This window comes from Pseudomonas sp. 3A(2025), from assembly GCF_054589175.1.
Map to the genome: position 1 here is coordinate 93572 of NZ_BAAILM010000117.1, position 21865 is coordinate 115436.

Consider the following 21865-nt stretch of genomic DNA (forward strand, 5'->3'; position numbering starts at 1 on the left):
GTGTCTGACGCGATCTGGGCCGCCCGGCTGGGCGACGGCCTCGAACACACCTCGATGATGGCCGACATCGTCGGCGGGGTGCTGGAGGTCGCCGCCACGGTCGCGATTGGCGCACTGGCCACCGCAGCGGTAGTCGCTGCCACCGGCATTACCGTCGCCACCGGCGGTATCGGCGCATGCCTGCTGGGTGCCGTGGTCGGGCTGGTGGTCGGCGTGGTGATGGCCAAGACCGGTGCCGACACGGGGCTTTCGCGATTATGCGAGGGCATCGGCAATGGCCTGTTTCCGCCGACGATTCAGGCGACCATCAGCACCGGCTCGCTGAACACCAGGACCAATAACCTGCTGGCCGCACGCGCTGCCGGCTGGGTGCCGCCGGGCGTCGAGCTGGTCGAGCAGGACGGCGAGGCGCCCGAGGCCAGCTATCTCGACATGGCCAGCAACTTTTTCTCGCAGATGTGGCGGCCTACCGTAGCCACGCCCGCCCCCGGCGCACAGCCGCTGCCCGAAGACCTGGTGCTGTGCAGCAAGCACCCGCCAATGCCGCCGCAGTTTCTGGCCGAAGGCTCGGCCAAGGTCACCATCAATGGCCAGCCGGCGGTGCGCAGCGGCGATCGCAGCACCTGCGAGGCGGTGGTGGTGTCGGCAGGGCCCATTTCGTCGAACGTGCGCATCGGCGGCGAGAAGCTGACCGTGCGCGAGATCCGCAGCGGCAAGACGCCCGGCGTCGGCCTGGCGGTCAGCGTGCTGATGATGCTCAAGGGCAGCAAGGGTAAGTTTCTCAGCAACCTGCCGTGCATGGCGCTGGGCATGGTCAACGGCTTTGTGGTCGGCGAAGCGACCGGCGCCATGACCCGCGCCATGAGCGGTTCGCCCAATCCGGTGCATGCCGCCACTGGCGCCAAGGTGCTCAGCGGTGGCGACGAGCTGGACTTTGTGCTGCCCGGCATCCTGCCCATCGAGTGGCAGCGTGTTTACAACAGCCGCGATGAGCGTCAGAACACGCTGTTCGGCCTGGGCTGGAGCGTGGCGTTCGAGGTGTGTGTCGCCATCGAGCCGCACCCCGAAGGCGGCGAGCGGCTGGTCTACACCGACGAACAGGGCCGGCGCATCGACATGGGCAGCATCCCGTTGGGCGGCGCGGTGTTCAGTGTCGGTGAAGGCTTGAGCGTGCGCCGGCATGCGCGCGGCCAACTGCTGATCGAAAGCGAGGACGGGCTGTATCGGCTGTTCGAACCCTCGCCGCTCGACGCCTCGTTGTTGCGCCTGAGCGTGCTGGGCGACCGTAACGACAACCGCATTCATCTGGACTACGACGAACAGGGCCGCCTGAGCGGCCTGCGCGATGGCCTGGATAATGTGCGGCTGGCACTGGTGCATTCATTGCAGTGGCCACAGCGCCTTGAACGTATCGAGCGATTGCACGCCGATGAGTCGCGCACGCTGCTGGCGCGTTATGACTACGACGCGCAAGGCCAGTTGAGCGAGGTGTGCGATGCCTTGGGTCAGGTGCAGCGACGCTTCGCCTACGACAGCGGGCGGCGCATGGTCGAGCATCAGTTACCGACCGGGTTGCGCTGTTTTTATGACTGGGCGCTGATCGACACGCGTGAATGGCGGGTGGTGCGGCACTGGACCGATGAGGGCGATGAGTACCTGTTCGATTACGACCTGGACGCCGGCCTGACACGCATCACCGATGGCTTGCAGCGGGTCAGCGAGCGGCGCTGGAACGCGCGCCGGCAGATCACCGCGTACACCGATAACCTCGGCCAGACCTGGCAGTTCGAGTGGAATGACGAAGACCAGTGGCTGGGGGCAACCGACCCGCTGGGCGGCCAGTGGCAGTTCAGTTACGACGACGCCGGCAACCTCAGCGAAACCCGCGACCCGCTCGGCCAGACCGAGTCGACGCGCTGGCTGGAGCATTGGTCGCTGCCGCTGAGCGAGACCGACAAGGCCGGTGGGCTCTGGCAGTACCGCTACGATCAACGCGGCAACTGCACCCGTGAAATCGACCCGCTCGGCCATGAAACCCGCTATCGCCATGACGCGCAGGGCCAGGTGATCGAGATCATCGACGCCAGCGGTAGAAGCCGGCATCAACGCTGGAGCGCAATCGGGCAGTTGCTGCAGCACACAGACTGTTCAGGCTACGCGACCGATTATGCCTATGACCGCCACGGTCATCTGTGCAGCGTCACCGATGCACTCGGCGAACGAACGCTGCATGAGCACGATGTGCTCGGGCGCCTGCTGCGCATCGAGCAGCCGGATGGGCGCGTGGAACACTTTCAGCGCGAGCGCAGCGGCCTGCTCACCGGCTATGTCGACCCGGCCGGGCACGCCACGCGCTACGGCTGGAACCGCCGTGGCCAGGTGCGCCAGCGCATCGACGCATTGGGACATCAGGTGCAGTTCGACTATGACCGTTATGGCCGCCTGCAAACCCTGAGCAATGAAAATGGCGAGCCGTACCGCTTTGCCTGGGATGCCGGTGACCGGCTGATCGAGCAGCAGGCGCTGGACCGCAGCGTGCAGTGTTTTGCCTACGATGCGGCGGATCGGCTGATCGAACACCGGCATATCCCGGCGCCGCAGGCTGACGGTGCGCAACCGTTGGTACAGCGCCTGGAGCGCGATGCCTTGGGGCGACTGATTGCCAGAACCACGGCTGACGGCCTGACGGCCTACCGCTACACCGCGCAGGATTTGCCGGCGAGCATTATGTTTACCGGTCACGGCGGGCAGCAGCAGAATCTTGAGTTCCGCTACGACGCCCTCGGTCAATTGCGGGAAGAGCGCAGCGCTGCCGGCAGCCTGCGCCATGAGTACGATGAACTGGGCAATCTGATCCGCACACAAACACCGGACGGCCGCTGGCTCAACCGGCTGTATTACGGCAGCGGGCATTTACACCAGATCAATCTCGATGGTCGGGTGATCAGTGACTTCGAACGCGACCGCCTGCACCGCGAAGTGCTCAGGACCCAGGGACAGATCAGCACTGCCAGCCAGTACGACCGCAGCGGCCGGTTACGGGCACGCTTGCGGCGCCCGACCCAAGGGACTGTTCGAGGGGCTACACAACTGCCCGCGCAGCGCGAAAGCCAGTACGACTTCGACCCGGCCGATAACCTGATCGGCCGCCTGCAACGCGACCGGCATGCGCAGCAGGATCAGCGCCAGCACCTGCATTACGACGCCAGTGGACGCATTGCTGCCAGCCAGCAAAGCCCAGGCAGCCAGAGCGAAACCTTTGCCTGGGATGCGGCCGCCAACCTGCTCGACCGGCCGCTCTCGGGCGCAGGTTTTGTGCGACACAACCAGTTGCTGACCTGGCAGGACAAACGCTACCGCTACGACGCTTTCGGCCGCACCGTGGAAAAACGCAGCGCTCGCCATGGCCTGCAACGTTTTGCCTATGACGCCGAACACCAACTGGTCGAAGTGCAGAATGACAACGGCAGCGTGGTGCGCATGCAGTACGACCCGCTGGGCCGGCGCATCGCCAAGACCGAACACGACCGCCACGGTCATCTACTGGGCGAGACCCGGTTTATCTGGGACGGCATGCGCCTGCTGCAAGAGCGGAAAAACAGCCTGAGCAGCCTGTATGTCTACGTCGAGGACAGCCATGAACCGCTGGCGCGTGTGGATGGCGCCGGTGATCAACAGCACATTCGCTACTACCACAACGACCCTAATGGCCTGCCCGGACAACTGACCGACAGCGCCGGCAAAACCGTATGGCAGGCGCAGTACCAGGTGTGGGGCAACACGCTGCGCGAAACTCGCGAGGTCTGGTATGTCGAGGAGCAGAACCTCAGGTTTCAGGGCCAGTACCTGGACCGCGAGACCGGGCTGCACTACAACACTTTCCGGTTTTATGACCCGGACATCGGACGCTTTACCACGCCGGATCCGATTGGCCTGGCCGGTGGCCTGAATCTGTACCTGTACGCGCCGAACCCGTTTGGCTGGGCAGACCCGTGGGGCTGGTGTCCGAAGAGCTTTCGCAAACTCAAGAGTTCGACGAAGGGCGAATGGGGCAAGCATCGGGGGCGAAACTACCTGGAGTCCAAAGGCTACAAGGTGGTGGGCGAAGAAATCACCATGCGCGTAGGGCCCAAAAACTCGCGCATTCGCGCCGACCTGGTTGGCTACAATCCGGCAACACAGAAATTCATGGTGCTGGAAACCAAGGCCGGGCCGTTCGCGCGGCTGACCAAGAACCAGAAAGCGTCGGGCGTGTTCTCGGCGAAGCACTCCACGCTGTCGCAAGGGGCCGAGCTGAGTGGGCCTCGGGCGGACGCCATGATGAAAGAACTAGGCCTGTCATCGAACAAAATTACCAGCGACTTCAGCATGCAGCATTACAGAGTCCCGGGCGGCCTATTTTAGGAAGGTGTAAACACATGACAACCAAAGCTGAATTCAAGAAGACCCTTCAGGGCCAGATCAATACGGCGTTGCAAGCGCTGGGGTATGGCTACAATAAAAGTCGCGCCTCTTTTGCGAAGGCGGTGGGGCCGTGCGAGATACGGATTGCTTATACCGTGTCAACGGCCGGTTACCCGAAGAACATCGTCGCCGTCGACGTGCGGGTGTTCATCGATATACCACGGGTCAATGAAATCGGCGCGAGTTTGTTTTCACCCCCTGACGTCAACCCGGCAACGCTGTGGGGCACCCTCAGAATCTTTACGCCGGCCAACAGCACGCGGGACACCAATTATTATTTCGACATTCATAAAGACGATGACACGTCACTCGGTACGCTTATCAAGGATTTGAAAATCTTCGATAACTTTGCAGGCTCGCTGACCGACCTTCATGCCTTGTCCAACGAGCGATTGGCCAAAGCGCCGCTGATTCGCAAGAACTTTGGCCAGGGCTTGAGCTGGGACTATAAGTACGGTATTCCGCAATACATTGCGATTGTGCATGCCTTGAACAAAGAGTTTGAAGATGCACGGGCGTGCGCCGAGCATGCCAATCATTTGAATGCCGATGAGAAGCAGGCGCTGTTGGCGTTTATCGCAGACCAGGCCGATTGAAATGCAGTGAACGTATCCACTTTATTACCGAGGATAAACATTTAACTACTCAGTAAACCTTAACGTAAATTAAATGAAAAATTGACACTTGGTTTTTAAAGGACCTGTACGCTTGCGTGCTCCTGCTTATGGACAACCTACAGGTCTGGTTACATGAATCGCTTCCTATGGAAACTTATTCCAAAGCGTCAGCGCGAGCTGCTGCTCGATCGTCTGCCGGTCATTGACCGGCAGGTCGTCAACAAGACACTGTCCGGCACGTCACGCTTTCCGGAAGTGTTCGATCACCTTGAGTGTTTGTTTATCCATGTGCCCAAATGCGCCGGCAGCAGTGTGGCCAAGGCGTTGTTTGGCGATAACCCGGCCGGGCACATGCCACTGTATTGGTACGAAAAGCAGTTTCAGGAGCGCTACCAGCATTACTTCAAGTTCGGTTTTGTACGCGACCCGTTACAAAGGGCCTTGTCGGCGTACAACTACTTGCTCAAGTCGCGGCCTGGCCGGGATCAGGCGGCTTTTGATCTGGTCAGCAAATATGCCAGCTTCGATGCCTTCGTCGACCATTGGCTGTGTGCGGAAAACATCACTCGGCAGATTCATTTTGCGCCGCAGCATTACTTTTTGCAGAACACCCTGGGCAGTATCGATGTGGACTTTATCGGCCGTCATGAAAACCTTGAGGCGGACTTTCGGGCGCTGTGTACCCACCTGCATCTGAAGGCCGACCTGCAGCACGTCAACCGTTCTGGCGCGCACATGGCCTGTTCTGCCGCCTCACGGCGCAAGGTGCGTGAAGTTTATGCCCGCGACTATGAGTTGTTTTCGTATGAATGAACCGCGCCCGTTATTGATCGCCCCGACCCTGATGGTCGACAGGACCATGCGCCAGGCACTGAAGCACCAGCAGGCTTGTTGCATCTGGCTGACCGGCTTGTCGGGCGCCGGCAAATCGACCCTCGGCAATCGCCTGGATCAGGTTCTGCACGCCAACGGCCTGCACAGTTACTTGCTCGACGGCGACCATATGCGCAAGGGCCTGTGTCAGGACCTGGGCATGTCCGACGCTGACCGGCATGAAAATGTACGGCGCATCGGCGAGGCTGCGCAGTTGATGGTCGATGCCGGGCTGATTGTGATTGTCTCGGCGATTTCGCCGTTTCGCGCTGACCGGGACCGGGTTCGGCAGCAACTGGCAACCGATGCGTTCATTGAGGTGCATGTCAGCACGCCGCTGGCCGAATGCGCACGCCGGGATGCCAAGGGCCTGTACCGCGCTGTGCAGGAGGGGCGGATCCGTAATTTCACCGGCATCGACAGCCCTTATGAAGCACCGCTGAATCCTGAGTTCGTGATCGACACCCGCCGTGACGACGGCGAGGCGCTGATGGCGCAACTGTTGACGCGCTTGAGTGGCGCTCAGGGGCAAGGCACTTCGCCTCCTGTCATAACTGTCAGTAGACGCGGGCCTGCGCCTTTGCACAATGGAGGGTTCTGTCGCACGGGCGTGGCATGAGTTCTGGTTGAGCGCCTGCGTGGCCTTACCTGCGGAGGTGCTACCTGATGGATGCGTTGAATGTCATTAATGTCGGAACCGACAAGGTCAATTCGCTGCTTAATCTGGTTCTGCAATACGGGGCTACCGTCGGTATCAAATTGCTGGTTGCCGCCTTGTTGTGGATTGTCGGACGCTGGTCGATCGGCATGCTGGTCAGGATGCTGCAACGCTCTCTGACCCGGCAACGGTTCGATCCTACCGTGCTGCGTTACCTGGGCTCGTTTGTCACCGTGACCCTGAATATCATTCTGGTGGTGGCCATTCTTGGTTACTGCGGCATCGAGACCACCAGCTTTGCGGCGCTGCTGGCGGCGGTGGGCCTGGCGATCGGCATGGCGTGGTCGGGTTTGCTGGCCAATCTGGCGGCGGGCGGATTCATCATTGTGCTGCGTCCGTTCAAGGTCGGCGATTTCATCGCAGTGGACACGATCAGTGGGCGGGTGGAGGAGATCGGCCTGTTCACCACCTCACTCGACACGGCTGAAAACGTGCGGGTGCTGATGGCCAACAACAAGGTCTTTTCGAGCAATATCATCAATTACTCGGTCAACGGCTATCGCCGCGTGGAGTTGACAGCGACGTTACCGACCAGCGCGGATGAACAGACGCTGATCGTCCGGTTGACCGAGCAATTGAAGGCCATTCCAAATGTGCTGACAGCACCGCCGGTGGATGTACACCTGGCCAGCCTGAGCGCCGACAGCGTGACCCTGGCGGTCAGGCCGTATTGCCACAACGATCATTACTGGCCGGTGTATTACCAGAGCCTTGAGGTCATTCGCGGGTTGTTGCGCGAAGGGGGCGTTGAACGCCCCCGGTAAAACGTTACTGCGCGCCCAGGCCGCCGGCGTTGGCCATGACGAAGGCGGCGAATTCTTCGACGCTCATCTTGCGACCGTTGAAGTCGACGCTGTCGTTGCCGTATTGCAGGGTGGTGACGATGTTGTCGCCTTCGACCTTGGCCAGTTGCAGGGCAGACGCCATGGTGCCGATCATTTCGCTGGTGGTGGTCGCCTGCACGGTGATGTCCTTGGTATCGGTGATGCCTTGCAGGTTCGCTTGCAGGCCGACCAGGTCCTGGATCATCGCCTTGGACAGCACGATGCGTGCGTCGACCGCGCCCAGGCTCTTGTTGACCAGCTCGTCCGGCGCTTGCTCGAACGAACCGGGGTCGGTCAGGTCGATGCTCAGGCGCGCATGGCTTTCGCCGTTGGCGGTGCGCAGCGAGAGCTTTTCCAGCTCGATGTGCGGCTTGCCGGCCAGCAGCTTGCCCAGCTCGGCGTTCATCAAGGCCTGGTCGGCGGCGCTCAGTTCAATTTTTTCCAGCGGTTTCTGCTCAGCAGCGGCAGCCTGTTGCTGCGGCACGACTTTCTGCTGGAACAGCTGGTACAGCGCTTTGGTGGCGGCAATGTCGAAATTGCCGAAACGCAGGCCCAGGTGCGCAGCGCCAATATCCTTGCCGCTGTAGGCGATCTTGCCGATGTCGTAGTTGATCTGCGCCGAGAGCTTGTCGCCCTCTTCCTGCATCAGGTTGGTGTTGACGAACTGATCGATCTGCAACGCCGGGCGGCCCACGGCCTGGAAGCTGACTTGCTCGACCTTGACGTTGCTGTGCCCCAGGTAGAAGCCGGCCTTGCCCTTGGTACCGCCGGTGTCGAAGGTCATGCCCTTGATCAGCATGCTGACCGGGCCTTCGGCGGACTGGACGTTGAGTTGCAGGTTGTCCATGTTGCCGGTGACCTTGATTTTCTCGGCGTCGGCCGACACATCGCTGTGCAGGGTCAGGCCCGAAAAGCTGAATTCGCCGTCGGTGTCTTTCATCTGCATCGGGGCGAAGGTCAGTGTGCCGTTGGCGGCACGGTCATAGCCAATGCTGGTCTGGCTCTTGAAGGGCACTGCGCCCTGGCTGAGGGCAAACCATTTCTCGGTGTCCGGGGTCTTCACCAGTTCGCCATTGCTGACCGCCATGACCGGCAGCAGTTTGAGCGAGGTCAGACGCGACAGTGGCAGCGGGCCGTGCTCGATATGATCGACAAAGTGCAGTTCCAGCGTTTGCACCTGACCGTTCTGGTCTTTGACCTGGAAGGTCGAGCGATAGCGCGCGGTGCTGCGGAACAGGCCGCTGTCCAGCGACTCCAGTTGCACGTTGGCCTGATAGCCGCTGCCCGCGAATGCCTGGGCCAATTCCTGATTGCCCTTGGCAAGCGTGTCATTGAGCACGCCGGGCAATTGCTGGCCGGTGTACCAGGCGCCCCCGGTTGCCAGTGCGCCGACTACGATGATGACGCCTGCGACGATACCTGCTGATTTATTCATGTCCGACCTGAAGATGTCCGTTCTGATGGTTGAAAAAGCCTTCCCTGCACCTGGCGCTGCACTTGGTTAGGTACCGCGCCGGGCCGATGACGGCCCAAGCGAAAAGTCGCAGGAGATTAACATTGCCGGCGCAAAACGGCCCGGCGACGTGGCCTGAATGCGCGGTTCGACACATTTCAGAGCGTTTCGTTGCAATGCCAATCATTATCGATGGGTAGCCACAGTCTCGATGGACGCGTTAGGCTGGGCACCGACTACCCAGAGGCCGATCACATGAGTGCACAGCAAGGCGACCGCCGGCCGATCAAGGCCGTTATTTTCGATATGGATGGTCTGTTGCTGGACACCGAGGGGATCTACACCGAGGTCACCGAACTGATTGCCCAACGTTACGGCAAGCACTTCGACTGGAGCATCAAACAGAACACCATCGGGCGTGGCGCCCGGGATTTTTCCGGTTACATCATCGAGACGCTGGACTTGCCGATGTCGGTGGATGAGTTTCTTGAGGTGCGCCAGCCGCTGCTCGACGAACGTTTTCCACTGGCCCCGGCGATGCCCGGCGCCGAAGCGCTGGTACGCCATCTGGCGGCGCACGACATTCCCATTGCCGTGGGCACCAGTTCTTCGGTGCGCTATTTCCACGCCAAGATCACCCGCCACAAAGCCTGGTTCGAGCTGTTCGATACCGTGGTGACCGCCGATGACCCGCAAGTGACGGCCGCCAAGCCGGCACCGGATATCTTTCTGGTGGCTGCCGAGCGCCTGGGTGTCGACCCTGCCGATTGCCTGGTGTTCGAGGACTCGCCCTTCGGCGTGACCGCCGCAAAAGCCGCCGGCATGTTTGCCGTGGCCATTCCGGATGCGAACATGCCGATCGAGCGTTATCACCACGCCGATCTGGTGCTGGGTTCTTTGAACGAGTCGCCACTGGTGCAATGGGGCTTGCCCGCCCTGCCGGCCTGAGCACCAATCCCATCCGTAATTGCATTCAATGACATGGAGGTATTGAACATGACCTATCGCACGCTGGGCCAATCGGGCCTGAAGGTTTCTACCCTGACACTGGGCTCGATGATGTTCGGCGAACAGACCGGCACCGAGGAGTCGCTGCGCATCATCGACAAGGCGTGGGATCAGGGGGTGAATTTCATCGATACGGCCGATGTGTATAACAGCGGCCGCTCTGAAGAGATCGTCGGCGAGGCGATTGCCGCACGGCGCAGTGAATGGGTGCTGGCAACCAAAGTGGCCGTAGGCCCGAGCGACGGTATTCCCAACCGTGCGGGCCTGAACCGCAAGCACATTTTCAACGCCATCGATAACAGCCTGCGCCGGCTGGACACCGACTATGTCGATATTTATTACCTGCACAAGGAAGACCACGACACGCCGCTGGAGGTGACGGTGTCGGCCATCGGCGATCTGATTCGCCAGGGCAAGATTCGTTATTGGGGGGTGTCGAACTTCCGTGGCTGGCGAATCGCCGAAATCGCCAATGTCGCCCGGCGCCTGGGGGTCGATCAGCCGATCATCAGCCAGCCACTGTATAACATCGTCAACCGTCAGGCCGAGATTGAACAAATTCCGGCGGCGGCGTTTCATGGTCTGGGCGTGGTGCCCTACAGCCCGCTGGCACGCGGCGTGCTCAGCGGCAAGTACAACCCGGACATCGCGCCCAGCGGCGACAGCCGCGCCGGACGGCAGGACAAGCGCCTGCTGGAAACCGAATGGCGCGTGGAGTCGCTGCGCATTGCCCAGCGTATTCAGGCGTATACCCAGGAAAAGGGCGTCGGCATCGTCGAGTTCGCGATTGCCTGGGTGCTGAACAACAAGGCGGTCAGCTCGGCCATTGTCGGCCCGCGTACCGAGCAGCAGTGGGATGGCTATCTCAAGGCGCTGGAGGTGCGGATCACCGCCGAAGACGAAGCCTTCATCGACTCGCTGGTCACCCCTGGCCACGCCTCGACGCCCGGTTTCAACGACGTGCAGCACTTTGTTTCAGGCCGTTTGCTGCGCTGAATCGACTCGGCCCGCATGATGTCTGCATTGTTTCTGCCGTGTAGGTAAATGCTTATATCGGGCGGGCCGACGAACGACATTAAAATAGGCCGCGAATGGGTTGATGAACGCCGCTTGAATACGAAAAATGCGTCTCGCTTTGCGCAGCCAGCCGGTGGCGCAAGGTGTCGATGCGGGTCATGCAATATTTTTCTGCCTTTTGCATGAGTTTTGGCTAGTCTGTTGGCAGCCCGCTTGTTGATTGGATCCTATTCGGCCAGGTTGATGAAGATTTATGGCGATGCGCAAGATCGATAGAGAAGCCTATTTATACGAGGTGCTCGGCAATGAGCAGCCTCCTGCGCACCTTGCCCGCACCGTGATCGAGGAAAAACTGCGCAGCGCCATCATCGATGGACGTCTGCCCAGCGGCACGGCCTTGCGGCAACAGGAACTGGCCACGCTCTTCGGCGTCAGTCGCATGCCGGTGCGCGAGGCCCTGCGCCAGCTCGAAGCACAGTCGTTGTTACGGGTCGAACTGCACAAGGGTGCGGTGGTGGCACCGCTGATTACCGAGGATGCCGTCGAGGCCTACGCCTTGCGCATCCTGTTCGAGTCCGAAGCGCTGCGCCTGTCGATTCCGTTGCTGGATGAAGAAGACTATGCCCAGGCGCGCGGCTATATAGAGGCGCTGGAGGTCGAGACCGATTACAGCCGGATCGGCACCCTGAACCGCATGTTTCACATGACGTTGTACGCCAAGACATCGAACAAGCGCCTGATGCGCCTGGTCGAGGCCGGTCTCAACGAAGAGGAGCGCTTTCTGCGCTTCAACCTGTCGGCCATGGGCCTGGGCAAACTGGCTCAGGATGACCACTGGGAACTGTTGCGCCTGGCACAAGCCCGGGATGTCGAGCAGACCGTAGCCGCCCTGCACCACCACCTCAATCGTGCGGTGCAGGCAATCACTCGCTACCTGGCCAGCAAGGCTGCTGAAACCCCGCCAAAGCGTCAGCGCAAGAAAAGCCCCGCGTGATGTAACGCCTCGCTTGTCATGACTTGAGCCCTTCGCCAGCCCGGTACATCGCCCGGGCTGTTCGCACGCCTTTCTTTTGCTTTTCTCCCGCCACCCGCTTGGCCTGACCCGCGAATAAGGCAAACTCGCGGTGACCCTGGCCTGCGTCATGCGCATGTCTCAGACCGGGTTACACCTGAATGGCCTTGATGGCACAGGACGATGTTCATCGATTGAACGACACGGCAAAAGGAGTGATTGCCCAGGGCAGCACGGTAGCGAGTGTTATTCGGCTATCGCCCACACCTTCATCACGACCCCGATAGATCGACCATAGAAGTGACGCTGAACGAGGCATTCGTTCATTAACTGAAATTTTGGCCTTACTTGGCTGAAAGGGTCACTTACGCGCCTATAAAACACAACTAAAAGTTTTATATGGCTACACGCACGCCAAAAATAAACACAACTAAAAAAATATAAAAAAACATTGCGATGCACATTCCAAGTGCTTTAACTTTTATTCACCGCTTGTTGCAGAAACTTCTCTTTCTTCTGCCAGCCGGCGGTACAGCAGGCAGCACACGCCAGACAGAAGGCGTTCAATACCCCATGAAACGGGCGTAGCCCTTGGAATTTGACGTATGAAAACGTCGGCTTTCATTCGCCTTGTATTTATGGAGTTACGCGGTTTGCGACCAACAAGGAATGTTGTCAACGGTGCGAAACAGGCATACAGAGTTGCAACTTTCCGGCGCATTTACAACTACCGGGATACCGCTATGACTTGTCAGAAAACGCTACTTGAACGTAAGAAACTGGAACTTAGCCAGCACCCTGTCTTTTCCGAAATCGATTCGTTGCCGGTCTTGCGCCGCTTCATGGAGACGCATGTCTTCGCGGTCTGGGATTTCATGTCCCTGACCAAGCGCTTGCAACAGGAGTTGACCTGCACCCAGTTGCCCTGGCTACCACCCCGGGACCCTGCAGCGGCGCGATTGATCAATGACATTGTGCTCGGCGAAGAGTCGGACGACCGCCCGGCCCATGGTCACTACAGCCACTTCGAGCTGTATCTGGACGCCATGCGCGAGATCGGCGCCAGCACCACACGCATCGAGCGCTTCATTGAGTTGCAGCGTCAGGGTGTGCATTACGCCACCGCTTTGCAGCGGGTCAATGCCGATCCTGCCGCCTCACTGTTCGTTACCCAGACCCTGGCCACGGCCCTGCATGCACCGGCGCACAGCGTGGCGGCTTCGTTTCTGCACGGCCGCGAAAGCGTCATTCCGGCGATGTTCCAGACCATCCTCGATGAATGGGAGATCAGCGCGGCGCAGGCACCGACCTTTCGCTATTACCTGCAGCGGCATATCGAGGTCGACTCCGAGGATCACGGCCCTGCGGCCGAGCATTTGCTGGCACGCCTGGTGGCCGGCGATGCGCAGCGCGAGCGTGAGGTGTATGAGGCGGCAATCGAGGCCGTCGAGAGCCGCATTGCTTTGTGGGACACCTTGCGTGCGCGCCTGCACGCCCCGTTGATGCAGGCCAGCGCGTGATGCCCTGCCCGGCCTTTCTGCTTACAAGGATGCCGTCATGAAAGCTGAAGACTATGTGTCGTTCGTCGATGCCTGGGAAGCGCGCGCCACGATTCGCACACGCCCCCGGCGTATGGTCGAAGACGATGAACGCCTGATCTACCCGTTGAGCCGCCAGCCGCTGGTGCTCAGCGACACCTTCACCCGCGAATGCCCGCAACTGCGCGATTACGCGTTGATCCAGAGCCTCTACAAGTTCATCAACGATGTGGTGATCTTCGAGACCGAGATCGTCGACAAGACTGCGCGCAGTATCGCCAAGGACCGTTTCGCGATTCGCTTCCCGTTCGCCTGCCGCTTCGATGCGATGAGCGTGGTGGTCGATGAGGATTACCACGCCCTGGTGGCGATGGACTTCATGCAGCAGACCATCGCCCTGACCGGCATCGAGCCCATCGCGCTGCCTGCCGAGATCGAGCTGAGCCGCGCCATTCCGGCGGCCCTGGCGCTGGCTCCGGAACACCTGCGCAGCGCCGTCGAGCTGATCTGCGTGTCGATTGCGGAAAACACCGTGACCAACGATGTGGCCGCGTTTGCCCGGGACGACTCGGTCAAGCAGTCAGTCAAGGGTCTGATGGCCGATCACCTGCTTGATGAAGGCCGCCACTCGGGCTTCTGGACCCGGCTGGTGCGCATTTATTGGCAGACCGCACCGCAGCCCGATCGCGAGGCCATCGCGCAGATTCTGCCGGTGTTCATCAACCAGTATTTGACCAACGAGATCCAGAACGGCTTCGACTTTATCCTCATCGATCACCTGCCGGTGACCGGGGCGGTCAGGCAGGCGCTGAAGGCCGAGACCCTGGCCTTGAGTTTTCCGATCAACAGCCATCACCCGCTGGTGGGTAATATCGTGCGGTTCTTTCGCAACAGCACGATGCTCGAAGCGCCGTGCGTGCGTCAGGCGCTGGTGGATTATCTGCCGGTGCGCGAGGTGCTCGCATGAGACGCCTGGAGATCGTTCTGATCGGCCATAGCCAGGTGCTCGTCGAGTTGCACCGCGAGCTGCTGGAGCATGGCCACACGTTGCATCACCTGAGCGACCCGCTGGCCTTGCGCGATTGCCAGGTCAGGCAGCCCGCGCTGCTGATCGACGACGGCAGCCTGGAGCTGGATGACCAGAGGCTGGCGGCCTTTGCGGCCAGCCATTGCCTGAGCCTGCGGGTCGGCTTGAATAGCGGTGTGTTGCAGCATCTGCCGCGTCTGGAGTTGTTGGTGTGGCATGGTTACGGCCACGATCAGCGCCTGATTGTGCGCCAGTGGCAACCGGAGGAGGCCGCAGGCAACGGTCGGCAGTTGCGCGATGCCGCAGTGGCGACACTGGTGGATGTGCTGGCCTTGCAGGTCAGTCGCCTGTCGCGGGATGCGGATTACTTTGCCAGCCCGGGCAGCGCGACAGCGGCGCAAAGTGAATGGCAGGACGGCTTGCAGGCGCTGGATCGACTGCTGTTTCGGCATCGTTTCAATGACACCGCCGATGCCACGTTACTGGAGCAGGCCGCCACACCGCTGAGCGTGCGGCTTGGGCAAAGTTTTGCAGCCTTTGCCGAGCGCCCGGCCTTGACGCTGGGCGGGCAGACGTTGAGCTATGCGCAATTGCAGGCGCACGCGGTGTCTATCCAGCAGCCGCTGCTTGCCCGGCTGGCCACGCTGCGCCAGGGCAATGCAACGCCTGTGGTCGGCATCTGCCTGCCCAAGTCGGCGGCTTTGTTTGCCGGGATTCTGGCGATTCTGGGTAGCGGCGCGATTTATCTGCCGCTGGACCCCAACCAGCCGCTGCAACGCCAGCAGTACATTCTGGAAAACGCAGGGGCCGTTTTGCTGCTGCACGATGGCGGGCACCCATTGGCAGTGGCAGGCTTCGCGGCGCTGGACATTGCCACCATCGCGGTGACAGCCAGCGTGCAGCCGTTGTTGCGGGCGCAGCCAGCCAGCGACAGCCCGTGCATGGCGCTGTATACATCGGGCACCACCGGCCAGCCCAAGGGCGTGTTGCTCAGCCAGCATAACCTCAGCCATTTCACGGCCTGGTATGCCGGTTATGTCGAGTTGTGCGAATACAGCCGGGTGTTGCAGTTCTCGACCTTGAGCTTTGACTCGTCAGTGATCGATATTTTCCCCACCTGGCTCAGCGGTGCCGAGCTGGTGGTGGCCGATGAAGATCAGCGCCGCGACCCGTTGCTGCTGCTCGACCTGCTGCGTCAGGGCATCAGCCACGCCTTTCTGCCGCCAGCACTGTTGAGCCTGTTGCCGCTGGACGCGCCGCTGGGGCTGGCGCATCTGGTGACTGGCGGTGATGTTTGCGAGCCGTATGTCATCGAGCGGCTGGCCGGGCAGTGCCGCTTTCATAACCTGTACGGGCCGACCGAAACCACGGTGCTGGTTACCGCCCGGCAATTGGAGGCAGGCAGCAGTAACCGCAGCCTCGGCCAGCCGATTGCCAACAGCCAGGTGTGGATTCTCGACGAACACCTGCAACCGGTGGCCGAGCAGGTACAGGGCGAGTTGTACATCGCAGGGCCCGGCGTGGGCCTGGGCTATGTGAACAATGCGCCACTGAGCGCCGAGCGCTATGTCGAGCTGCCGCTGCCCGATGGCCAGCGGCTGCGCGCCTACCGTACCGGCGATCTGGGCAAGTGGACCGAGGATGGCATCGAGCTGGGCGGGCGGCGTGACAATCAGGTGAAGATTCGTGGCTTTCGGGTCGAGCCTGAAGAGATCGAGCATTGCCTGCGCGGCACTCAGTTGTATCGCCAGGTGGCCGTGGTGGTCGATGCGCAGCGGCGGATTCTGGCCTTTGTCGCCCAGCCCCACGATGCGCAACTGACGACCACTCTGCAAACGCTCAAGAGCCACGTGCAGCGGCTGTTGCCGGACTACATGCAGCCGGCGTTGTACAGCGTGCTGGCGCATCTGCCGTTTGCCAGCAATGGCAAGGTCGATCGCCAGGCGTTATTACAGATACCGCTGAATGTGGTTGAGCCCGGCAACCGCAGACAGCCCGACAACGAGCAGGAACAGCACCTGCTGGCGCTGTGGGCCGAGCTGCTGGAACTGCCGCCTGGGGATATTTCCACTGACGAGAGTTTCTTCAATCTGGGCGGGCATTCGATTCTGCTGTCGCGCCTGTTGCTGGGGGTGCGCGAGCGGTTCGGCCGCAGTATTCCCATCAATCGCTTTATCGAGGCGCCGAGTATCCAGACCCTGGCACGGCTACTGAGCAGCGATGACGGTTCGGGCTGGACGGTCAGCCCGCAAGCCTTGCGCGATGCCAGCGCCGCGTTGCAATTACCGGTGCTGCCCATCAAGGCCATGGGCGATGTGCACAAGGTGATCGTCACCGGCGCCAATGGTTTTCTCGGCGTGCACATCGTGCAGGCGCTGCTGGAATGGGGTGCGACCGAGGTGGCTTGTCTGGTGCGCGAAGGCGGCGGCATGACGGCACGCGAGCGGTTTATCCAGTCGTTGCAGGAAAACCGTCTGGCGCACCTGGACCTGAGCCGGGTGAGCATTTATGCGGGCGATGTCACCCGCCCGCAACTGGGGCTGAGCGAGGCGGTGTATGCGCGGCTGGACCGCGAGTTCGGTGCGCTGGTGCATAACGCTGCCAACGTTAACCACGTGCAGGACTACGAGGCGCTGGCTCGCGACAACGTGGCGCCGATTTTCGAATGCCTGAAGCTGTGCGAAGGGCGCAGCAAGAAGGTGTTCAATTTCGTCTCGACGCTGTCGGCGTCCAGTGCCATCGATGCCACCGGCAGTGTGCTGGAGCAACCGGCCGCTGCCACGCCGCCGATCTACATCAAGAACGGCTACAACCTGTCGAAATGGGTCGCGGAGCGAGTGCTGGAGCAGGCGCGCACGTTGGGTGTGTGGGTGAATATCTATCGTCCCGGCAACATCGCTTTCAACAGCATTACCGGTGTCTGCCAGCCGCAGAAGAACCGCCTGATGCTGATGCTCAAGGGCTCGCTGCAGCTGGGCCAGGTGCCGGACTTCGCGATCAACTTCGATTTGATGCCGGTGGATTTTCTGGCGCGCTTCATCGGCTTTCATGCCAGCCGCTACCAGGCCAGCCGCGCGGTTTTCAATCTGCATAACCCTGAACCCCTGAGTTGGGACAGTTATGTGCAGGCCTTCCGTGAGGCGGGCCGCGAGTTCGAGCTGGTCAGCGTGGCGCAGTGGCAGACCCAGCTTGATCGGGTCGACAGCCAGAACGCGTTGTTCGGTGTGCTGGGCTTTTATCTGGATGGTTTCCAGGAAGACATCGGCGACATCTCGATGATCGAGTACCGCAATGCTTTGGCGGGCATTCACCAAATGGGCGAATGCTACCCCTCCAAGACCCCGGCGCTGCTGAGCAAGGGCTGCGCTTACCTGAAAGAAATCGAATTTATTTAACCCCCTGAAACAATGGAGAACGACATGACTGTATTCAATACGCTGCAACCTGACACCCGTATCCACAATGCCAACGCCTGCCGCGTGGTATCCAGCGTGCAGGTCCCGGCCGAGGCTGACCGTGTGTGGGCCGTGGCGGGCGACTTTGGCGGCTTTCAGGCCTTCGTGCCTGGCCTGGAAAGCACCGAGATGATTGGTCAGGGGCCAGGCTCGGTGCGGTACAAGCGCTTCAAGGACGGCAACTTTGCTGTCGAGCAACTCAACTCGCGTGATGATCAGGCGCGTTACATCACCTGGAGCCTGATTCACACCAGTTTGCCGGTCAGTAATCTGTGGGCATCGATGACGGTGGCGGCGGTGGATGGTCAGGCCAGCGTGGTGACCTGGACCATCGTCGCTGACCCTGTAGCCGGCGCGGAACAGGATCTGGCGGGCTTTGAGGCGTTTTTGCAGGGCTTTGCCGATACCTCGATGAACAATGTGCGCAGTCTGTTTGCGTGATGGCGTAATCGGTAAAACCTTACCCGGTGCCTGGCACCGGGTGGGGCAGGCTTACTCAGCAGGTTGCTCGACGAGCCGGGCCTGGGTCATGACCCCGAAGTCGATCAGATAGCGCTTGCCGCCACTCATGCAATAGTTATTGAAGCCTTCTCTTGAGCAGGCAATATCCGGCGTTGCCAGGCCCGGAAACACGGTCGGACGTGCGCGGTTATCCAGATACAGAACATCGCGCCCGACCTTGCCAATCATGGGTGCTGCGTAATCGGTGGATCGGCACGACTGGCTATCGCCCGTACACGGCAAGGCCAGCCACTGCACATTGGTCAGGTCAATGATGGGCAGTGAATAGCCATCAATGAAGACATGCTGGCTGTCCCTGGAAACTGAATAGCGCTTTAGTTTCGCATCGTCTCCGAAAGGAAATATCACCTCGAAGCTTTCGGGGTCTGCACCGTCAATCCTATCCGAAAAGTAGTACACCGAAGTCTGATCCACGGCATAGAGATCGACTCTGTCTTGCTGCGCGGGCGTCAATGCTGGCTGGCTTGATCGGGCCGGACGAAAGTGTGCAATGTCTTCAGTGACCCGCCAGAAATGGCGCTGCTCGACGTTCTCATGGGTTTGCAGCAGTGCGGGCAGATAACAGGTCGGGGTGATTATCTGGCCCAGAGAGCCGACACCCGTTCCCTGACAGGGGCTGTAACGCTTGCTTGATGATGAAACCCAATACACGCGACCGTCGATTACTTGATAACCCGTCTTGAGTTCAGCCTTTTTGTCTTTGGGTACCGGACAGTCGTTCATCTTGTAGGCCGAACGCTTGTTGTGGATCGAGTCCCTGATGCCGGTTTCGTACCAGGTTTCGGTGCAGGTATGACTCTCGAATGCCCAGGATGCTGTGGGCAGCAAGAGCAGGATGAATATTGACCCTATTGCTGTAAGACTCACTGCATGATCCCCATGGTCGGTGCATTCCCTTCAGCGCGTGATCATAGGCGTGACTAAAAGTCGTCACAAGCGCGGTGCTGAACAACCATGAGATGTTCAATGTCCACTGGTGAGACGTCCAAAAGGTATTCAGCGTTGAACACATTCAGGTTATTGCAGGCAACAGGTATGTTGAGCCTGGCTTTACTGACCGGCAACGCAAGCGCAGCAAGCGACATGGCAACGGGTAAAACGCCCTTCTATTTTGGTCGTTATACGCTGCAAGTGCCTACCGACGGAGCGGGTATCTGGTCCGCCTACAGGGTGGTCGACAAGGATATCAAGCGTGTCAGCCAGGATGGCAAACAGGATCTGGAGACCCGCCTTCCCCGTGTCATCAGTGAAATAAACAAACTGCATAAGGTTGGGTATGACGCCTACGACCAGACCGTGCCGCTGGAGGGCGGCGGGGCCATCGTGGTGTCCAAGTCAACGAGCTACAGCTTTGATATTTACTACCTCACGGCAAACAACACCTTGTACCAGCAGGTTGTAAAGCCGATTCCGCTGGATGGGCTGGACTCGGTGATCGCTCTCGCCAAGGAGTTGAATGCATTGATCCACGATCGCAATCCTGCCCAGAGCCCGCCCAGCGGGACCTTTGCGATTGAAGCGGGATACATGAACCTGCCGGTCGATACATTCGAAGAGCAGGTGTTGATCGGCCTGCCGGTCTCATCGATGCCGGGCATTCATTTGACCTTCGATACGCAACGGATAGGCCAACCGGAGGAGGGGCTGATTGCGCGTTATGAACAGCGCTCGTTCGGGATAATGACCCCCACGTTAAAGAACTTGCTGTCCGGCACACGTGTATTGAGAAAGTCGAAGCGGACGGTTGCAGGGCTGCCGTTTGAAGAGCTGTTGCTCAAGACCAAGCTTGAGGGCAGACCCGTTTACGCCTTTCGTCTTGAGTACCCGGGTACGCCTGAATCAAGCAGGGAGCCTTACACGGTCCTTGAACTGAGTACCCTCGACAAGGGGGCTGTATTTGAGAGCGATAAAGAGGCGTTGCGCTTCTGGGATGAGCTGGTTGAAAGCGTGAGACGCATATGAATGCAAGAATACTCAGAGGCGCTGGAATGGCCGCAGCGTGCATGCTTGGGGGTTTTTCCATGACGATGCCTGTGGCCCTTGCTCAGCCTGTCGAAACCGCTGCTGCGCACGACAAGGCGTGGAGGACTCACTACTTTGGTCGATTCAAACTGGACCTGCCGAGCAACGCTGAGGTCCTGGCTGATTACAAACTCTACAACGAGAATGTTGAGCTCATCAGTCAGAAGGGCAAAGCCGAAATCAACACGCTTGTCGGGACGTACATAGATGAGCTCAATAAAGGCATCGCAAGGGGGACTAACAGCAACTACGAACGAACAATTGAGCTGAGTAATGGCAGCCTGCTGGTGGTGTCCAGGCTCAAGGAGTTTTATACGCTGAGAGCCTACTTGCTGACCTCACATGACACGCTTTATCTACTGGGCACCAGTGCCATTTCTGCCAGAGGGCTGGAAGGTGCGATCAAGAAATTTAGAGGGGTCAGCGAATCTGTCTTTTTCAGACCACCGCAGGATGCACCGCCTCCAGGTGCATTTGCACTGGAATCGGGTTACTCGACCATTGGCTCAACCCAATCTATTGAAGGGATATTCATGGGCGCGCAGATTACTACGCACCCAGGCACCTACGTAAGCCTGCTGACGCAACGGATCGTAGAGCACGAAGAGAGCTTGATAGAGCGCTTTGACAATCCAACCGGAAACTTCTTCACCAATGGCCTGTTCAAGCTCACGAACGGGACCAGAACACTGCGAAAGCGCGAGCGAATGATTGGCGATCTACCGGTAGAGGAAGTGGCCATCAAGGCGAAAGTCGACGGCAAGCTCTTCTATACCTTCCAGGTGGAGTACAAAGGCACTCTAAAGTCCAACACCCGCCCAGCCATCGAGCTTGAGCTGGGAACCCATGAGGTTGGCAGTGATTTTAAATCGGATGAAGAAGCCTTGATGTTCTGGGACCGGGTGGTCGAAAGCCTCAAGCCATTGCCCTGAGTTTTTCTGCACAAAAACAAAACCCCTGACCGCAAAGCGATCAGGGGTTTCGGAATTGAATCTTGACGATGACCTACTCTCACATGGAGAAGCTCCACACTACCATCGGCGATGCATCGTTTCACTGCTGAGTTCGGGATGGGATCAGGTGGTTCCAATGCTCTATGGTCGTCAAGAAATTCTGTGTGCCGGTACGTCTATGACGACGCTCCAGCGAATTTGGGTGACTTCTACTAAAAGCAAAACCCCCGACCGCAGTGCGATCAGGGGTTCTGGGTTTGAATCTTGACGATGACCTACTCTCACATGGAGAAGCTCCACACTACCATCGGCGATGCATCGTTTCACTGCTGAGTTCGGGATGGGATCAGGTGGTTCCAATG

The 21865-nt window shown here is 59.7% G+C and carries 16 protein-coding genes and 2 rRNA genes; 14 read left to right on the top strand and 4 right to left on the bottom strand.

Annotation, left to right across the window (positions count from 1 at the left end; all coding sequences use genetic code 11):
• The 5 genes from ACYP2A_RS32135 to ACYP2A_RS32155 all read left to right on the top strand — a co-directional run bounded on the left by ACYP2A_RS32135 (position 1) and on the right by ACYP2A_RS32155 (position 7436).
• Positions 1-4404: an RHS repeat-associated core domain-containing protein gene (locus ACYP2A_RS32135; RefSeq protein ID WP_459749973.1), complete on the top strand. Its 4404-nt coding sequence runs from the start codon at positions 1-3 to the stop codon at positions 4402-4404.
• A 14-nt stretch (positions 4405-4418) separates the two neighbouring features.
• On the top strand, positions 4419-5060 hold the full coding sequence (locus tag ACYP2A_RS32140; protein WP_459749974.1) for a hypothetical protein: 642 nt from the start codon (positions 4419-4421) through the stop codon (positions 5058-5060).
• Between the two features lie 153 nt (positions 5061-5213).
• Positions 5214-5894: a sulfotransferase family 2 domain-containing protein gene (locus ACYP2A_RS32145; protein WP_459749975.1), complete on the top strand. Its 681-nt coding sequence runs from the start codon at positions 5214-5216 to the stop codon at positions 5892-5894.
• The gene (gene cysC / locus ACYP2A_RS32150) at positions 5887-6573 is read left to right on the top strand and encodes an adenylyl-sulfate kinase (RefSeq protein ID WP_459749976.1); all 687 of its coding nucleotides are present in this window, start codon (positions 5887-5889) and stop codon (positions 6571-6573) included. Before ACYP2A_RS32145 ends, cysC begins: the two co-directional genes overlap by 8 nt.
• A gap of 47 nt (positions 6574-6620) precedes the next feature.
• Entirely contained in the window at positions 6621-7436 is an 816-nt protein-coding gene (locus ACYP2A_RS32155) for a mechanosensitive ion channel family protein (RefSeq protein WP_459749977.1), read from the top strand.
• A gap of 4 nt (positions 7437-7440) precedes the next feature.
• Here the strand turns inward: ACYP2A_RS32155 and ACYP2A_RS32160 are convergent, their stop codons facing one another.
• Positions 7441-8931, bottom strand: a complete 1491-nt coding sequence (locus ACYP2A_RS32160) for a YdgA family protein (protein ID WP_459749978.1) — start codon at positions 8929-8931, stop codon at positions 7441-7443.
• Positions 8932-9204: 273 nt separating this feature from the next.
• Here ACYP2A_RS32160 and ACYP2A_RS32165 point away from each other — a divergent pair, with 273 nt between their 5' ends.
• From ACYP2A_RS32165 to ACYP2A_RS32195, 7 genes are all read left to right on the top strand, one after another.
• Positions 9205-9897 carry an HAD-IA family hydrolase gene (locus tag ACYP2A_RS32165; protein WP_459749979.1) on the top strand — a complete coding sequence of 231 codons (693 nt, stop codon included), beginning with the start codon at positions 9205-9207 and terminating at the stop codon, positions 9895-9897.
• Positions 9898-9945: 48 nt separating this feature from the next.
• Entirely contained in the window at positions 9946-10953 is a 1008-nt protein-coding gene (locus tag ACYP2A_RS32170) for an aldo/keto reductase (RefSeq protein WP_459749980.1), read from the top strand.
• Positions 10954-11233: 280 nt separating this feature from the next.
• The gene (locus tag ACYP2A_RS32175; RefSeq protein WP_459749981.1) at positions 11234-11968 is read left to right on the top strand and encodes a GntR family transcriptional regulator; all 735 of its coding nucleotides are present in this window, start codon (positions 11234-11236) and stop codon (positions 11966-11968) included.
• A 761-nt stretch (positions 11969-12729) separates the two neighbouring features.
• Positions 12730-13506: a DUF3050 domain-containing protein gene (locus ACYP2A_RS32180; protein WP_459749982.1), complete on the top strand. Its 777-nt coding sequence runs from the start codon at positions 12730-12732 to the stop codon at positions 13504-13506.
• A gap of 37 nt (positions 13507-13543) precedes the next feature.
• Positions 13544-14491, top strand: a complete 948-nt coding sequence (locus tag ACYP2A_RS32185) for a diiron oxygenase (protein WP_459749983.1) — start codon at positions 13544-13546, stop codon at positions 14489-14491.
• On the top strand, positions 14488-17946 hold the full coding sequence (locus ACYP2A_RS32190; RefSeq protein ID WP_459749984.1) for a thioester reductase domain-containing protein: 3459 nt from the start codon (positions 14488-14490) through the stop codon (positions 17944-17946). The genes ACYP2A_RS32185 and ACYP2A_RS32190 overlap by 4 nt, the downstream gene beginning before the upstream one ends.
• Positions 17947-17970: 24 nt before the next feature.
• Positions 17971-18447, top strand: coding sequence for an SRPBCC family protein (locus ACYP2A_RS32195; RefSeq protein ID WP_459749985.1), 477 nt, complete (start codon positions 17971-17973; stop codon positions 18445-18447).
• Positions 18448-18498: 51 nt separating this feature from the next.
• Here ACYP2A_RS32195 and ACYP2A_RS32200 read toward each other — a convergent pair whose 3' ends face one another.
• Entirely contained in the window at positions 18499-19395 is an 897-nt protein-coding gene (locus ACYP2A_RS32200; protein ID WP_459749986.1) for a DKNYY domain-containing protein, read from the bottom strand.
• Between the two features lie 168 nt (positions 19396-19563).
• Here ACYP2A_RS32200 and ACYP2A_RS32205 point away from each other — a divergent pair, with 168 nt between their 5' ends.
• The gene (locus tag ACYP2A_RS32205) at positions 19564-20490 is read left to right on the top strand and encodes a T6SS immunity protein Tli4 family protein (protein ID WP_459749987.1); all 927 of its coding nucleotides are present in this window, start codon (positions 19564-19566) and stop codon (positions 20488-20490) included.
• 59 nt (positions 20491-20549) lie between these two features.
• On the top strand, positions 20550-21482 hold the full coding sequence (locus tag ACYP2A_RS32210) for a T6SS immunity protein Tli4 family protein (protein WP_459749988.1): 933 nt from the start codon (positions 20550-20552) through the stop codon (positions 21480-21482).
• Positions 21483-21542: 60 nt separating this feature from the next.
• Here the strand turns inward: ACYP2A_RS32210 and rrf (ACYP2A_RS32215) are convergent.
• Positions 21543-21658: ribosomal RNA gene (gene rrf, locus ACYP2A_RS32215) — 5S ribosomal RNA — on the bottom strand.
• Positions 21659-21765: 107 nt separating this feature from the next.
• Positions 21766-21865: ribosomal RNA gene (rrf, locus tag ACYP2A_RS32220) — 5S ribosomal RNA — on the bottom strand; the annotation flags it as partial.

Coding starts and splice junctions, on each gene's coding strand:
- ACYP2A_RS32205 (WP_459749987.1), top strand. CDS start 19,564: ATGTTGAGCCTGGCTTTACTGACCGGCAACGCAAGCGCAGCAAGCGAC.
- cysC (WP_459749976.1), top strand. CDS start 5,887: ATGAATGAACCGCGCCCGTTATTGATCGCCCCGACCCTGATGGTCGAC.
- ACYP2A_RS32165 (WP_459749979.1), top strand. CDS start 9,205: ATGAGTGCACAGCAAGGCGACCGCCGGCCGATCAAGGCCGTTATTTTC.
- ACYP2A_RS32140 (WP_459749974.1), top strand. CDS start 4,419: ATGACAACCAAAGCTGAATTCAAGAAGACCCTTCAGGGCCAGATCAAT.
- ACYP2A_RS32180 (WP_459749982.1), top strand. CDS start 12,730: ATGACTTGTCAGAAAACGCTACTTGAACGTAAGAAACTGGAACTTAGC.
- ACYP2A_RS32185 (WP_459749983.1), top strand. CDS start 13,544: ATGAAAGCTGAAGACTATGTGTCGTTCGTCGATGCCTGGGAAGCGCGC.
- ACYP2A_RS32195 (WP_459749985.1), top strand. CDS start 17,971: ATGACTGTATTCAATACGCTGCAACCTGACACCCGTATCCACAATGCC.
- ACYP2A_RS32210 (WP_459749988.1), top strand. CDS start 20,550: ATGACGATGCCTGTGGCCCTTGCTCAGCCTGTCGAAACCGCTGCTGCG.
- ACYP2A_RS32155 (WP_459749977.1), top strand. CDS start 6,621: ATGGATGCGTTGAATGTCATTAATGTCGGAACCGACAAGGTCAATTCG.
- ACYP2A_RS32190 (WP_459749984.1), top strand. CDS start 14,488: ATGAGACGCCTGGAGATCGTTCTGATCGGCCATAGCCAGGTGCTCGTC.
- ACYP2A_RS32145 (WP_459749975.1), top strand. CDS start 5,214: ATGAATCGCTTCCTATGGAAACTTATTCCAAAGCGTCAGCGCGAGCTG.
- ACYP2A_RS32170 (WP_459749980.1), top strand. CDS start 9,946: ATGACCTATCGCACGCTGGGCCAATCGGGCCTGAAGGTTTCTACCCTG.
- ACYP2A_RS32160 (WP_459749978.1), bottom strand. CDS start 8,931: ATGAATAAATCAGCAGGTATCGTCGCAGGCGTCATCATCGTAGTCGGC.
- ACYP2A_RS32175 (WP_459749981.1), top strand. CDS start 11,234: ATGCGCAAGATCGATAGAGAAGCCTATTTATACGAGGTGCTCGGCAAT.